At 63.1% G+C, this 14,725-nt stretch carries 13 protein-coding genes; 1 reads left to right on the plus strand and 12 read right to left on the minus strand.

Annotated elements, in window-relative coordinates:
• Positions 1-112: 112 nt before the first annotated feature.
• From J1C56_RS04245 to crcB, 3 genes are read right to left on the minus strand one after another with little or no spacing between them, the layout of a single operon-like run.
• A complete protein-coding gene (locus J1C56_RS04245; protein WP_214386695.1) occupies positions 113-763 on the minus strand; it encodes an HAD-IA family hydrolase in 651 nt (216 codons plus the stop codon).
• A gap of 38 nt (positions 764-801) precedes the next feature.
• Complete coding sequence (locus J1C56_RS04250) at positions 802-1,785, minus strand: RluA family pseudouridine synthase (protein WP_214386251.1); 984 nt, start codon at positions 1,783-1,785, stop codon at positions 802-804.
• A gap of 35 nt (positions 1,786-1,820) precedes the next feature.
• The gene (crcB, locus tag J1C56_RS04255; protein ID WP_214386253.1) at positions 1,821-2,198 is read right to left on the minus strand and encodes a fluoride efflux transporter CrcB; all 378 of its coding nucleotides are present in this window, start codon (positions 2,196-2,198) and stop codon (positions 1,821-1,823) included.
• A gap of 158 nt (positions 2,199-2,356) precedes the next feature.
• On the opposite strand from crcB, the gene mazG reads away from it, so the two are divergent.
• Positions 2,357-3,181, plus strand: a complete 825-nt coding sequence (gene mazG, locus J1C56_RS04260; RefSeq protein ID WP_214386255.1) for a nucleoside triphosphate pyrophosphohydrolase — start codon at positions 2,357-2,359, stop codon at positions 3,179-3,181.
• A 6-nt stretch (positions 3,182-3,187) separates the two neighbouring features.
• Here mazG and hflX read toward each other — a convergent pair whose 3' ends face one another.
• The 9 genes from hflX to dusB all read right to left on the minus strand — a co-directional run bounded on the left by hflX (position 3,188) and on the right by dusB (position 14,706).
• Positions 3,188-4,579, minus strand: a complete 1,392-nt coding sequence (gene hflX, locus J1C56_RS04265; protein ID WP_214386257.1) for a GTPase HflX — start codon at positions 4,577-4,579, stop codon at positions 3,188-3,190.
• Entirely contained in the window at positions 4,580-4,825 is a 246-nt protein-coding gene (gene hfq / locus J1C56_RS04270) for an RNA chaperone Hfq (RefSeq protein WP_018428055.1), read from the minus strand.
• A gap of 139 nt (positions 4,826-4,964) precedes the next feature.
• On the minus strand, positions 4,965-5,828 hold the full coding sequence (locus J1C56_RS04275) for a D-amino-acid transaminase (protein WP_214386259.1): 864 nt from the start codon (positions 5,826-5,828) through the stop codon (positions 4,965-4,967).
• A gap of 79 nt (positions 5,829-5,907) precedes the next feature.
• Positions 5,908-7,284, minus strand: a complete 1,377-nt coding sequence (gene trkA / locus J1C56_RS04280; RefSeq protein WP_214386262.1) for a Trk system potassium transporter TrkA — start codon at positions 7,282-7,284, stop codon at positions 5,908-5,910.
• Between the two features lie 34 nt (positions 7,285-7,318).
• Entirely contained in the window at positions 7,319-8,680 is a 1,362-nt protein-coding gene (gene ntrX / locus J1C56_RS04285) for a nitrogen assimilation response regulator NtrX (RefSeq protein ID WP_214386264.1), read from the minus strand.
• Positions 8,670-11,003 carry a sensor histidine kinase NtrY-like gene (locus tag J1C56_RS04290; protein ID WP_420797357.1) on the minus strand — a complete coding sequence of 778 codons (2,334 nt, stop codon included), beginning with the start codon at positions 11,001-11,003 and terminating at the stop codon, positions 8,670-8,672. Before J1C56_RS04290 ends, ntrX begins: the two co-directional genes overlap by 11 nt.
• 81 nt (positions 11,004-11,084) lie before the next feature.
• Positions 11,085-12,542 carry a nitrogen regulation protein NR(I) gene (ntrC, locus tag J1C56_RS04295; protein WP_214386268.1) on the minus strand — a complete coding sequence of 486 codons (1,458 nt, stop codon included), beginning with the start codon at positions 12,540-12,542 and terminating at the stop codon, positions 11,085-11,087.
• On the minus strand, positions 12,539-13,681 hold the full coding sequence (locus J1C56_RS04300) for a two-component system sensor histidine kinase NtrB (protein ID WP_214386270.1): 1,143 nt from the start codon (positions 13,679-13,681) through the stop codon (positions 12,539-12,541). Before J1C56_RS04300 ends, ntrC begins: the two co-directional genes overlap by 4 nt.
• Positions 13,678-14,706 carry a tRNA dihydrouridine synthase DusB gene (gene dusB, locus J1C56_RS04305; RefSeq protein WP_214386272.1) on the minus strand — a complete coding sequence of 343 codons (1,029 nt, stop codon included), beginning with the start codon at positions 14,704-14,706 and terminating at the stop codon, positions 13,678-13,680. The genes J1C56_RS04300 and dusB overlap by 4 nt, the downstream gene beginning before the upstream one ends.
• Between the last annotated feature and the right edge of the window lie 19 nt (positions 14,707-14,725).

Below are 14,725 nucleotides of genomic sequence, written 5' to 3' on the forward strand. Positions count from 1 at the left end.
ACGCCGTCGTGGCGCTGAATGGCACCTCTCCGGCCATCGACAGCGGATCGGGATCCGACAGTGCGACGCGGGCCGCAACATAAAGCAAGAAGCCAGGCACCAATTGGTCCAGCTAGTCGATAAGGGTAAGCAGCTCGGCCGGCGTGGCGATCACGGCATGTGCGCCGGTGGCGAGCAGGCCGTCGCGGTTGTGGTAACCCCAGGACACGCCGATGGCACGCGCGCCGGCGCTTCTGGCCATCTGCATGTCGTAGACGGCATCACCGATGACATAGGTCGAAGCCGTATCGATGCCTGTTTCCGCGCAGCATTCCAGGACCATGGCCGGATGCGGCTTGGACGGGCAGTCATCGGCGGTGCGGATGGTCACGAAATGCCGTTCGAAACCATAGGTTTCGAGAACGCGTTGCACGCCCCGGCGCGACTTGCCGGTGACCATGCCGATCAGGACGTCGTCGCGGCCGGCCAGTGTTTCGATCAGCTCTGCAATGCCCTCATAAAGAGGCTCGCTAAAGCTCGGCAGGTGGCGCGAGGCGATGAAATGCTCCTTGTAGCGCTCGGCGAGGCGCCCGCATTCGGCATCGAGCGGGCGGTCGAGCAAGCTTGCGATGGCGAGATCGAGTGTCAGCCCGATGATGCCCTTGGTCGCCTCCATTGCCGGTTCCGGCAGCCCTGCCTCGCGGAAAGTCGCGACCATGGAACCGTGGATGATGTCGGCGCTGTCGACCAGCGTGCCGTCGCAATCGAACAGGACGAGCTTCAGCGACGCGGATGTGTTGTCAGCCGGCGAAGCAGCCAATGTCACGCCGGCTCCCCGCTTTCATCGTCGAAGCCGATCAGGTTCCAGCTCTGGCGCATATGCGGCGGCATTGGAGCGGTGACGTCGATGACACCTTTATCGGGATGCGGGATGACGATGCGGCGGGCATGCAGATGCAGCTTGTTCTGCAGGCCGCCGGGAAATTCCCAGTTGGTGTCGTGCTCGAAATATTTGGGATCGCCGATGATCGGGCAGCCGATATAGGCGGCATGCACGCGCAGCTGGTGGGTACGGCCGGTATAGGGCTCCATCTCCAGCCAGGTCATGGTCTGGGCCGCCTGCTCGAGCACGCGGTAATAGGAAACCGCGTGGTCGGCCCCCTTTTCGCCGTGCTTGGCGACGCGCATGCGGTCGCCGTCGGGCGTCTGTTCCTTGATCAGCCAGGTCGAGATCTTGTCTTCGCGCTTGGGCGGCGCGCCCTTGACCAGGGCCCAGTAGGTCTTTTTGGTTTCGCGGGCACGGAACGCTTCGGCGAGCTTCATGGCCGCAAGACGCGTACGCGCCACCACCAGAACGCCCGAAGTGTCGCGGTCGAGCCGGTGCACGAGACGCGGCTTCTCGCCCTTCTTGTTGCGCCAGGCTTCGAGCATGTCGTCGAGATGACGCACGATGCCCGAACCGCCCTGAACGGCAAGGCCGGCCGGCTTGTTGAAGACAAAGACCTTGGAGTCTTCGTAGATCAGCATCTTGGCCAGCACATCGCCGTCGTCCTGATCGCGCATGGTGCGGGCGGTCAAAGGGCCATCGTTCTTCTTGTCGACTTCGAGCGGCGGGATGCGGATGACCTGGCCGGGCTCGACACGCGTGTCGGCCTTGACGCGGCCGCCATCGACACGGATCTGGCCCGAGCGCAGCAGTTTTTGCAGGTGACCGAAGCCGAGCCCCGGAAAATGGGACTTGAACCAGCGGTCGAGCCTCATGCCCGTTTCGCCGGCTTCCACCGTGATCTGTTCAACGCCAGCCATATTTCAATCGTCCTTTGCGAAGCGGCCCAATAGCATCAGCCGATGCTTCTTGCGAGCCACATTCCCAGAAACAGCGCCAGAATGGCTGATATGACGCTGGCAAAAGCATATCCGAAGGCCGGAAGCGTCGATCCGCGCTCCCACAAGGTGGCGAAATCGAGCGAAAATGCCGAAAAGGTTGTGAAGCCGCCAAGGATGCCGGTGGCCACGAACAGCCTGAGTTCGTTCGATCCGCCGAACCGGCGGGCCAGCAGCCCGACGAACAAGCCCATCGCCAGGGATCCAATGACATTGATGGCCAGCGTGCCCCAGGGAAAATTCGGCCCGACGAGCCTGAGCGCCAGGAGATTGGCGAGGTGGCGCAGCGCAGCGCCGATGGCGCCGCCAAGTGCAACGAGAGATAGGTGCAGCATAGCCAAGTCCTGCCTGCGCGCGAAAGTCTGGTCAATAGCACGGAACCGCTCGCGGTCCGCGCGGTGGCCGACTGCTGCCACTGAAATGGCTGTGGACAAGGCCGGCAGGCGGCAGGCCATTGTTGGGAGGGCGGCAACGGGGCTATAGCATCGCGGTCATGCAACCTTCCAAAGACATCTCCCGCCTGATCGAGATCATGGCCGCACTGCGCGAGCCGGAAACCGGCTGCCCCTGGGACATCGAGCAGAATTTCGCGACCATCGCGCCCTACACGATCGAGGAGGCCTATGAGGTCGCCGACGCGATTGCCCGCAACGACATCGACCATCTCAAGGAAGAGCTCGGCGACCTGCTGCTGCAGGTCGTCTATCACGCCCAGATGGCAGAGGAATCCGGCGAGTTCGCCTTCGGCGACGTGGTGCAAGGCATCACCACCAAGATGATCCGCAGGCATCCACACGTCTTCGGCGACGCCAAGGCGCGCGAAGCCCGTTCGGCCAAGGGCATGTGGGAAAAGATCAAGGCGGAGGAAAAGGCGGAAAAACGCGCAGCGCGGATCGCTCGCGGGCTCGATCCCGAAGATCACGGCAAGGGCTTTCTGGACAGCGTGCCGGTGGCACTGCCTGCCCTGACGCGCGCGCTGAAACTTCAGGAAAAGGCTGCTCGCGTCGGCTTCGACTGGGGCGAAGCGGCACCGATCCTCGACAAGATCGAAGAGGAGATCGGCGAACTGCGCGAAGCCATGGCCAAGGGCGACAAGGCGGCTGTGAAGGACGAGTTCGGCGACATGCTGTTTGCGCTGGTCAATCTCGGCCGCCACTTGGAACTGGATTCCGAGGCCGCCCTTGGCGGCACCAACGACAAGTTCCGCAAACGCTTCCACTATGTCGAGAAGTCGCTCGACGACGCCGGCCACAGCCTGGAAGCGGCGACGCTCGACGAGATGGAAGCGCTGTGGCAGCAGGCCAAGACGGCGAAGTAGGCCGTCTTAGCCTTTGTTCTTGCGCAGAATTTTCGCCGCGATCTCATCGCGCGCCGAGGCTGTCGCCTTGAGTGTCATCGACACGCTGCCATCGTCATTGTCGATGCGTGAAACCACGTCGCCATTGCGGTAAAGCCAGTCGATCTGGCCAAGCTGGCTTGGTTCCAGCGTGACGTCGATGGATTCGAGTTCACCCGAAACGCGCTGCTCGATCAGTCCGCTCAACGTCGGAATGCCCTCGCCGGTAATCGCCGAAATGGCGATCGGCGGAGCCTTGCGGCCGTCGGCACTGTCGGACAGCAGGCGCTCGCGGTTGCCTTCGTCGAGCTGGTCGATCTTGTTCCAGACCTCGACGACACGGTCGGTATCGGCCGCATCGACGCCCAGGTCGGACAGGATCCGCTCGACGTCGTCGGCCTGGGCCGCGGTATCGGGATCGGAGATGTCGCGCAGGTGGATGACGAGGTCGGCTTCGACCACTTCTTCCAATGTCGCCCGGAAGGCGGCGATCAGATGCGTCGGCAGGTCGGAGATGAAGCCGACAGTGTCGGACAGGATGATCGGCGTGCCATGCGGCAGCCGCACCCGGCGCAATGTCGGATCGAGCGTCGCAAACAGCATGTTCTCGGCCAGCACGCTGGCGCCGGTCAGCCGGTTGAACAGCGTCGACTTTCCGGCATTGGTGTAGCCAACGATGGCGACGACCGGGAATGGTACCTTGCGGCGCTTGGAGCGGTGCAGGTCGCGTGTGCGGACCACTGTTTCCAGCTCGCGCTTGAGCTTGATGATCTTTTCCTGCAGCGCGCGCCTGTCGGACTCGATCTGCGTTTCGCCGGGGCCGCCGAGGAAACCGGCACCGCCGCGCTGACGCTCAAGGTGGGTCCAGCTGCGGACCAGCCGGCCCTTCTGATAGTTGAGATGGGCAAGCTCGACCTGAAGCGTACCTTCCTTGGTACGCGCGCGCCGGCCAAAGATTTCGAGGATCAGCCCGGTGCGGTCGAGCACCTTGGCGTTCATCTCTTTTTCGAGATTGCGCTGCTGCACCGGCGTCAGCGGATGGTCGACGATGACCAGTTCCGCGCCCTGCTCCTTCACGATACCAGCGAACTCCTCGACCTTGCCGCTGCCCAGCAATGTCGCCGGACGCGGGTCGTTGAGGGTTACAATCGCGGTATGGACGGGTTCGAGATCGATGGCCCGGGTCAGCCCGACCGCCTCGTCGAGGCGGGCCTCGGCCGAACGCTGCAGCCGCGGACGCGCGCTGTCGTCGTCACCCTTGGGCTGGCGCGTCAGCACCGGCACGATGACCACCGCGCGCGTGGGGGCCTTGTCGCCCCCTACCGATTCGGGTCCATTGCTGTCACCGGCCTTGGCGCCGGCGTTCCTGTCGCGTGCCAATCAGCCGCCCTGGCTTTCCTCGCCATCGAACATCTGAACCGGCTGGCTCGGCATGATCGTGGAGATGGCATGCTTGTAGACGAGCTGCGAGTGCCCGTCACGGCGCAACAAAACACAGAAATTGTCGAAGGAAGTAACTACTCCGGTCAATTTCACGCCGTTAATGAGGAAAATGGTGAGTGGGTTTTTGCTCTTGCGAACTGAATTCAGGAAAAGGTCCTGAAGATTCTGCGATCGTTCCGCCATTGTTTTTTTCTTTCGCCGATCCCTGTCTGCTGCCAATGCGCCAAATTACCGGGCCCATGTCAAGCCAGCAAACACCCCCTTGCCACAACGCGCGGCAAGCTGAACGAGATGAATTTAACCATTTACGCCCAAGCGGTTATCAGGCTTGGATTTTTTCCGCAACGTCAAAAAATGCTTCGCGGAGTGAAAGCGCGATCGATCCGGGATGCCCGTTGGCGACCGGATGACCGTCAATGGCAACGATCGGCATGATGACAGTCGTTGCCGCGGTGATGAACGCTTCGCGGGCCGACTTGGCTTCGTCGACGGTAAACCCGCGCTCCTCGACCTTCAGGCCGAGCTTCTTGGCCACGTCCATCAACGTCGTGCGGGTGATGCCGCGCAGGATGCCGCTGTCGGCCGGCCGAGTGACCAGATGGCCGTCCTTGGTGACGATCCAGGCATTGGTGGCAGCCCCTTCCGTGACCTTGCCGTCGGCATCGACGAACCACGCCTCCTGGGCGCCGGCCTCCTTGGCCTGCTGGCGCGCCAGAACGTTGGGCAGCAAGCCGACAGACTTGATGTCGACGCGCTCCCAGCGGTTTTCCGGCACTGTGATCACCTTGATCCCGGCTGCCGCCCGCTTTGCCGATGCAGCCGGGTCGGTGCGCTTGGCGGTCACAACCAGCGCAGACGGCGTGGATTCGGCCGGGAAGACGTGGTCGCGCGGCGCGACACCGCGCGTCACCTGGAGATAGACCATGCCATTGCGGACGCGGTTGCGGGCAATGACCTCGCGCATGATGTGCACGAGCACGGCACGCTTGACCGGCCAGGCGATCCTGAGTTCGGACAAGGAGCGGTCGAGGCGGTTGAGGTGGCCGACGCTGTCGACGATGAAGCCGCGCGCCACCTCGCAGACCTCGTAGACGCCGTCGGCGAACTGATAGCCCCGGTCCTCGATATGAACGCCTGCCTGGGCATGCGGGAGATAGCGGCCGTTGACGTAGGCTATGCGCGGCATGGTTTTCGTGTCCCCGAAAATTCAAACGGAGTTCTAGTCGATTTGGCCCGTGCGGCAACGCTGAATTGGCTGGTCCAGATCAGAAGAATTCGAGGCTGACCCTGAACATCTGCTCAACCTGCTTGACCGCCTTGTCGAGCGCAAAGATAACGACGCGGTCCTTTGGCTTGATCTTCACCGAACCGCTTGGCTTGACCACATGGCCGTCGCGATAGATCGCACCGATGCGCATGCCGTCGGGCAGGTCGAGGTCACGCAGCAATGTGCCGACCAGCGGCGAGGTTTCGAGCGCTTCTGCTTCGATGATTTCGGCAGCGCCGCGCTGGATCGAGTGCACCTGCCGAATGCGTCCACGCCTGACATGCTGGAGCACGCGCGAAATGGTCACAGCACTTGGATTGACATAGGCATCGATGCCAAGCGGCTTGGTCAGGTCGTGATAAGACGGGTTATTGATCAGTGCGAGGTTGCCCTTGCAGCCCAGGCGCTTGGCCATGACGGAAGACAGGATGTTGACCTGGTCGTTGTTGGTCAGCGCCACCATCAGGTCGGCGTCCTGGATGTCGGCTTCCATCAACAGCTTCTGGTCGAGCGCGCTGCCATTGAGCACTACAGTGCGGCGCAGTTCGTCGGCGACCTTGACCGCCCGCTCCCTGCTTGCCTCGATGATCTTGATCTTAGTACGGCTCTGGCGCTGTTCGAGCGTGCGGGCAACGAACAGACCGATATTGCCACCACCGGCGATGACGATGCGCGTCGCCTCTTGTTCGTCGTGGCCAAACAGGCCAAGCGTGCGGCGGACCTGGTCCTTTGTCGTCACGACATAGGCAAGGTCGCCCGCCACCAGCTGGTCGGCAGAATGCGGAATGAACAGGCGGCCGTTGCGCGTCACACCCACGACCGTCGAAGGCAGATCGGGGAACAGTTCGCTGAGCTGGGCCAGCGGCGTGTTGATGACCGGGCAATCCTCCAGGCACTCGATCGCCACCATGATGATATGGTTTTCGGCAAAACGAACCACGTCGGTGGCGCCCGGCAGCGAGATGCGCCGAAGCACCATCTCGCCGACCTCTAGCTCGGGCGAAATGATCACGTCGATTGGCAGGTGCTCGCGCGAAAACAGATCCTGGTAATGCGGCTGCAGGTAGGATTGCGCGCGGATGCGCGCGACCTTCATCGGCACGTTGAACAGCGCGTGCGCCACCTCGCAGGCAACGATGTTGACCTCGTCGAACAAGGTCACTGCGATGATCATGTCGGCTTCTTGCGCGCCCGCAGCTTCAAGCACCTCCGGATGCGAGCCATGGCCGACGAAACCACGCACGTCGAGCTGGTCGCGCACCGCATGGATCAGCTCAGGCGCGGTATCAATGATCGAGACGTCGTTCTTTTCCGCCGCCAACCGTTCGGCGATGCCGTAGCCGACCTGTCCCGCCCCGCAGATGATTACGCGCATGTGGGGAGTCTATCCTGGCTGGCCTGCATGAGGTCTAAACGCCAAGCGACTTGAGCTTGCGGTGAAGTGCCGACCGCTCCATGCCGATGAACTCCGCCGTCTTAGAGATGTTGCCGCCGAAGCGGTTGATCTGGGCGATGAGGTATTCCTTCTCGAACATCTCGCGCGCCTCGCGCAGCGGCAGCGCCATGATGTGCTGGTCCGACTGGTTCGGCGCGCGTGGCATGACGTCGCCGATTTCGGACGGCAAAAGGTCAGCCGTGATCGGCTGCTCGGGATTGTCGCCGCGCGCGAGGATCAGCAGGCGCTCGACGTTGTTGCGCAGCTGGCGGACGTTGCCCGGCCAGTTGTGGGCCTGGAGCACGGCAAGCGCGTCGTCGCCGATGCGGCGCGGCTTGATGCCGGCCTGCTTGGCCATCTGCTTCATGAAATTGTCGACGAGGTAAGGAATGTCCTCGCGCCTTTCGGCAAGCCCCGGCACCATGACCGGCACGACGGCAAGGCGGTGATAAAGATCCTCGCGGAAGCGCCCCTCGGCAATCATCGCCTCGAGGTTCTGCGCCGTCGACGAGATGATGCGCACGTCAACCTTGACCCGCTTGGTGCCGCCGACGCGCTCGAACTGCTGTTCGACAAGCACGCGCAGGATCTTGTTTTGCGTCTCGCGCGGCATGTCGGCGATTTCGTCGAGATAGAGGATACCTTGGTGGGCCTCTTCCAGCGCGCCAACCTTGCGCTCGCCACCATTCGATTCGGTGCCGAACAGCTCGATCTCCATGCGCTCGGGCGTGATCGTCGCGGCGTTCAGCGCAACGAACGGGCCATTTTTCCGCGCCGACAGGGCATGGATGGCACGCGCGGCCATCTCCTTGCCGGAACCCGACGGGCCGATGATCATGATGCGACTGTTGGTCGGCGCGACGCGGTCGATGGTCTGGCGCAGCTGGCTCATCGCCGACGACATGCCGATCAGGTCATGGGTTTCGCCGCTGCGCATCTTGAGGTCGGAGACCTCGCGCTTGAGCTTCGAGGTTTCGAGCGCGCGCTCGGCGATGAGGATCAGCCGGTCCGCCTTGAACGGCTTTTCGATGAAATCGTAGGCTCCACGCCGGATCGCCGAAACGGCTGTTTCAATGTTGCCGTGGCCGGAGATCATCACAACCGGCAGGCTGGGATGCAGCGTCTTGATTTCGTCGAGCAAAGCCAGGCCGTCGAGCCGCGAGCCCTGAAGCCATATGTCGAGGAAGACCAGCCGAGGCGCGCGGTCCGCGATGGCGGCAAGCGCACTGTCGGCGTCGAACGCCGTGCGGGTTTCGTGGCCTTCGTCGCTCAGGATGCCCGCGACCAGTTCGCGGATGTCTTCCTCGTCGTCAACGATAAGAATATCAGACGCCATTTCCGACCTTTTCGGTTTCTCTGCCTTGCACTGCGTCGCCGGCACCCTTGGGTGCCACAGCCTCTTCGGCCGCCGCAGGCAGGATCATGCTGATCATCGCGCCGCGCCCGCCATGGAAATCGGCTGGCGCGTCGTGAAGTTCCAATCTTCCGCCGTGGTCCTCGACAATCTTCTTGACGATAGCGAGGCCGAGCCCCGTGCCCTTCTCGCGGGTCGTCATATAGGGCTCGAGCAGCCGTTGGCGATTTTCTCGCGGCAATCCCTTGCCATTGTCGATCACGTCGATACGGATCGAGTTGCCGTCCCGCCGCGCCCGGAGCTTGATGACCCCAGATTCGCCGGTCTGGCGTTCCGCCGCCTCGATCGCCTCGGCGGCATTCTTGATGACATTGCCGAAGGCCTGGGCCATCAGGCGGCTGTCGAAGGTTCCCTTGAGGGGCCCGGGCGTGATCTCGCGCTCGAAAGCGATGTCGGCTCGGCTGACCTCGACAAGGAACGACGCCTCGCGCAACGGCTCGCGAATGTCGATCACCTTCATTTCCGGCTTTGGCATACGCGCGAAGGCCGAGAATTCATCGACCATTCGGCCGATGTCGCCGACCTGGCGGATGATCGTTTCGGTGCACTGATCGAAGACCTCGCGGTCCTCGGTGATGACCTTGCCATAGCGGCGGCGGATACGCTCCGCCGACAGCTGGATCGGCGTCAGCGGGTTCTTGATCTCGTGCGCGATACGCCGCGCCACGTCCGCCCAGGCCGAGGTGCGCTGCGCGGTGACGAGATCGGTGATGTCGTCGATGGTGACGACATAGGACTTGTCGCCGACTTCGCTTTCGCCCTCCTCGACGGTTACCTGCACGTTGAAGGTGCGTTCGGCGCCCGTGCGATAGAAGGTGACCTGCTCGCGGTAGACGGCGCGGCCGGACTTGCGGCCGATCTCGAAGACCCGGCCGACATGCGGCAGCAGGATCGACAGGTTCTGGCCGAGCGACTCGGAAGCCGAGATCGCCAGCATCGCTTCGGCCGAGGGGTTGACGATGGTGATGCTACCGTAAGGATCGACGCCGATGACGCCCGCGGTGACGCCCGACAGCACGGCCTCGGAGAAGCGCCGGCGTTCGTCGATGACATCCTTGGCAGTCAGGATCTCGTTACGCTGCGACTTGAGCTCCAGCAGCATGTTGTTGAACGTGTCGCTGAGCGCGCCAACGTCGCCATCCGATTGCCGCACCGGCACCGACACGTCGAGATTTCCGGTCGCCACCTCGTCGGCAGCGCCGATCAGCTGGCGGATGGGCCGAACAATCCGGTCTGCCACCGCGATGCCGGTCCAGATCGCCGACAGGACGACAATCAACGTCAGTCCGAGATAGAGCAGTGCAAAGGCGATCTGCGTCGTGCGCCTGTTGGCGCCGAGATCGCGATACTCCTCGGTGTTGGCAGTGACGATCTGGCGTGCCTTGATCACCTCGGGATCGACCAGCCGGATCGTGTAGAGGTAGAGCCCGTCAATCTCGCGCAGCTTGATGATTGCGCCGACGATGTTGCGGGTCTTCGGCTCGATCAGCACCGGTTTGCCGTCGGCAGCCGTCTGAACCGCGACAGCCGGCGGCTCGGGCATGGCGAAATCGGCACCGGTCTTGGCGCTCATGACGAAGGAACCGTCGGCGCGGATGAGCGCGGCGTGCGCCAGCGCGCGCAACTGCGCCTGCCGGCCCATGAAGTCGAGGAAGCCGCTGCGGTCTAAACCGTAGAGCGTACGGTTGTTGTCGAGGTCGTTGGCCATCGACAATGTCGTGCTCTGCAGGTTGCGCGCGTTTTCCTGGACATAGGCTTCGGCGATCGACAGCGACGAATTGACGATGGTCGTGGTGCGTATCTGGAACCAGCGGTCGAGCCCGATGTCCAACGTGATCGAGGCGACGATGGCGACCAGCAGTGCCGGCAGCGCCGCCACCAGCGCAAACATGGTGACGATGCGCACATGCAGCCGCGACGCCGCCTTGCCACGCTTGCGGGCCATGGCGATGCGCTGGATCTCGAAGGCAATCAGCCCGACGAGGATCAGGACGAACACCGCATTGATGCCGATCAGCGCCAGCGTCGTCGTCGAATCAGGCGTGATCGGGGTCACACCAACGAGGATTGCGAACGACACCGCCGCCGAAACCAAAGCCGCCGCAATAGCCAACACGCCCGGAAGCGCGAGAAGGCGGCGACCTTCCTGCCGGGTTTGCGCGGGGTTCTTGTCGTTAAGAGGTTGTGCCTGGCTCGCCATGCTGCCGTGTAGAGACATTGATTGCGGCGCATCTATGCAACGCATTGTGGCGATTATGCAACATTTTCGCCGCAAGCGAAAATGTTTAGACAGGCTATCGACAGATAAGCGCTTTTTGCCAGCGCATCAGGCAGGCCGCGACGATTTGTAGACGTTGACGCCGAGTTCGCGGATCTTCTTGCGCAGCGTGTTGCGGTTGAGTCCCAAAAGCTCGGCGGCCTTGATCTGGTTGCCGCGCGTCGCCGTCATCGAGGCCAGCACCAGCGGGTACTCGACCTCGGCGAGAATGCGCTGGTAGAGCCCGGGCGGCGGCAGGTCGCCGGCGAACATGGCGAAATAGCGCTGCAGGAAATGTTCGACCGCCTGGCCGACCGACAGGTCGTCGGGGATGAGATTGCCCCCCGGGACGACCGGCTGCTCGCCCGTCTTGAGTTCGGACTCGATGATGTCGGCCGAAATCTCGTCCTGCGGATAAAGTGCCGCCAGCCGGCGCACCAGGTTTTCCAGCTCGCGCACATTGCCCGGCCAGGGATAGCGCTTCATCAGCTCTACGCCGCCCGAAGAGATGCGCTTGGCCTGCAGGCCTTCGCTGACGCCCTGTTTGAAGAAATGGCGGACAAGGTCCGGAACATCCTCCGAACGTTCGCGCAACGCTGGAAGGCGAAGCGGTACGACGTTGAGACGATAGAACAAATCCTCGCGGAACAGGCCTTGGTTGATCAGCGTGCGCAGGTCCTTGTTGGTGGCCGCGACGATGCGAACGTCAGTCTTGATCGGGGTGCGGCCGCCGACGGTGGTGTACTCGCCCTGCTGCAGCACGCGCAGCAGCCTGGTCTGTGCTTCCATCGGCATGTCGCCGATCTCGTCGAGAAACAGCGTGCCGCCATCGGCCTGCTCGAACCGGCCGGTGGAGCGGTTCTGCGCCCCGGTGAAGGCACCCTTCTCGTGGCCGAACAGCTCGGATTCGATGAGATCGCGTGGAATGGCGGCCATGTTGATCGCCACGAACGGTCCGTTGCGGCGGCGGCCATATTCGTGGAGCGCGCGCGCAACCAGTTCCTTGCCGGTGCCCGATTCGCCCGAAATCATGACGGTGAGGTCCGTCTGCATCATGCGGGCGAGCATGCGGTAGATGTCCTGCATCGCCGCCGAGCGGCCGACCAGCGGCATGGCGTCAGGCTGGTCGTCTTGGCGCTGGTCGCTCTTCGGCCGCCGCGGCTCGGAGAGCGCGCGGTTGACGATGCTGAGCAGTTCGGTGAGATCGAACGGCTTGGGCAGATATTCGTAGGCGCCGGTCTCCGACGCGCGGATCGCGGTCATGAAGGTGTTCTGCGCGCTCATGACGATGACCGGCAGTTCGGGCCGCGCCTTCTTGATTCGCGGCAGCATGTCGAAGGCGTTTTCGTCGGGCATCACCACGTCGGTGATGACAAGGTCACCCTCACCGGCGGCCACCCAGCGCCACAGCGTCGCGGCGTTGGAGGTCACGCGGACCTCATGGCCCATGCGCGACAGCGCCTGGTTGAGCACGGTGCGGATCGCCGCATCGTCGTCGGCGACAAGGATGTTTCCGCGCACGCTCATCGATGGGCTCCTTCGCTGTCGTCGTCGAGATGCACGGGCAATTCCTTCCAGGCCGGCATCAGGATCCGGAAGGTGGTGCCGCGCGGCGTCGAATCGCACTCGATCACCCCGCCATGGTCGCCGACGATCTTGGCGACGAGCGCGAGGCCGAGACCCGAGCCGTTGGGCTTGGTGGTGATGAAAGGGTCGAACAGGATCGGCAGGATGTCTTCCGACACGCCCGAGCCGTTGTCGTGCACGCAGAATTCCAGCGGCAGCGAGACACGATCCTGGGTGCCCGGGATCGACATGCGGATGCCGGGCTTGAAGGCGGTCGAAAGGGTGATTTCGCCGTGCGGGTCATGGCCGATGGCCTCGGCGGCGTTCTTGACCAGGTTGAGGAAGACCTGGATCAGCTGGTCGCGATTGGCATAGACCGGTGGCAGCGATGGATCGTAATCCTCCAGGATCTTGATTCCATTGGCAAAGCCGTTCCTGGCCAGTGCCTTCACATGGTCGAGCACGACGTGGATGTTGACCGGATAGCGGTCGATCGGCCGCTCGTCGGAAAACACCTCCATGCGGTCGACAAGCGAAACGATGCGGTCGGTTTCATCGATGATCAGCCGGGTCAGCGAACGATCCTCGTCGGAGGCATTCAGCTCCAGCAGTTGTGCAGCGCCCCTGATACCCGACAGCGGGTTCTTGATCTCATGCGCCAGCATGGCAGCCAGGCCGGTGACCGAGCGCGCCGCACCGCGGTGCGTCATCTGACGGTCGATCTTGTCGGCCATCGAGCGTTCCTGGAACATCACCACCACCGAACCCGGCAGCTCGGACGCGGGGGCGACGTAGAGATCGACCATCTTCTCGATGCCGAGCCGGGGCGAAGAAACGTCGACCCGGTACTCGTTGACAGGCGTGTTGCGTGCGCGCACCTGCTCGACCAGTTGCAGGATGGGACTGCCAAAGGGCACGAAACGCGACAGCTCGCTGCGCGCCAGCATGGCGGCGCTGGAGCGGAAAAAGTCCTCGGCGTCGGCATTGGCGAAAGTGATGAAGTTATCAGGCCCGATCATGATGACGGGGCGGCGGATCGTGTTGAGCACGATCTGCGCGGCATCGACCGGTTGAGATGTCGGCGCTCGGTCGAAACTCATGCCGCATTCCTCTCAAAGGCACTTTCGCCGAAAGCCGTAAGCGCTTCGCGCAATGAAGAAATCACCTGCTGCGGCTCAAACGATGTCAGCACTCGCCGGCGCAGTTCGTCCGGCAGCGCGGCGGTGTGGCGATCGAGATACCAGCCGAGATGCTTGCGCGCCTGGCGCAGCCCGCTCTCGATGCCGTAGAGCGCCAGCATGTCCTCGTAGTGGGCAACGACATAGTCGGCCATCTCCAGGGATGACCGGGGCACGCCTGTTGCAACGCTCTTGCCCGCGGCAGCGGCAATCGTGCCCGCGGTCCATGGCGCGCCGTAATGCGAGCGCCCCGCCATGACCGCGTCAGCGCCCGATTGTTCGAGGATCCCGGCTGCATCTTCAGCTGTTGCCACATCGCCATTGGCGACGACGGGAATGCTGACCGCCTGCTTGACGCGCGCAATGGCGCGCCAGTCGGCCTTGCCCTGATAAAACTGGCAGCGCGTGCGCCCGTGCACGGTTACCATCCTGACGCCGGCCTGCTCGGCGCGCCGGGCCAGTTCAGGCGCATTGAGCACGTCATCGTCCCAGCCGAGACGCATCTTGAGGGTCACGGGTACTTCAACTGATCCAACGACGGCATCGATCAGGGTCAGCGCGTAGTCGAGGTCACGCATCAGCGCAGAGCCGGCATAGCCGCCCGTCACCTTCTTGGCCGGGCAGCCCATATTGATATCGATTACATCGGCGCCTTCGCCAACGGCGATTCGCGCCGCTTCGGCCATGTGTGCGGCTTCGCGGCCGGCCAGTTGCACCATGTGCACCGGCAGGCCGGAATGGCGGATGCGGAAGCCGCTCGAGCCACGCCCCTTGGCGAGTTCGCCGCTCGCAACCATCTCCGACACGACGAGGCCGGCGCCATGGGCATGAGCGCGCGTGCGAAAAGCCTCGTCGGTGACACCCGACATCGGCGCCAGGAACACCCGATTGCGGATCGTCACATCGCCGATCGAAAGCGGCTCACCGAGTTTTTCCAGATCAGTCATGCACAAAAACAAAGCACCA

The organism is Aminobacter anthyllidis (assembly GCF_018555685.1).
In the GTDB taxonomy this organism is placed as follows: Bacteria; Pseudomonadota; Alphaproteobacteria; order Rhizobiales; family Rhizobiaceae; genus Aminobacter; species Aminobacter anthyllidis.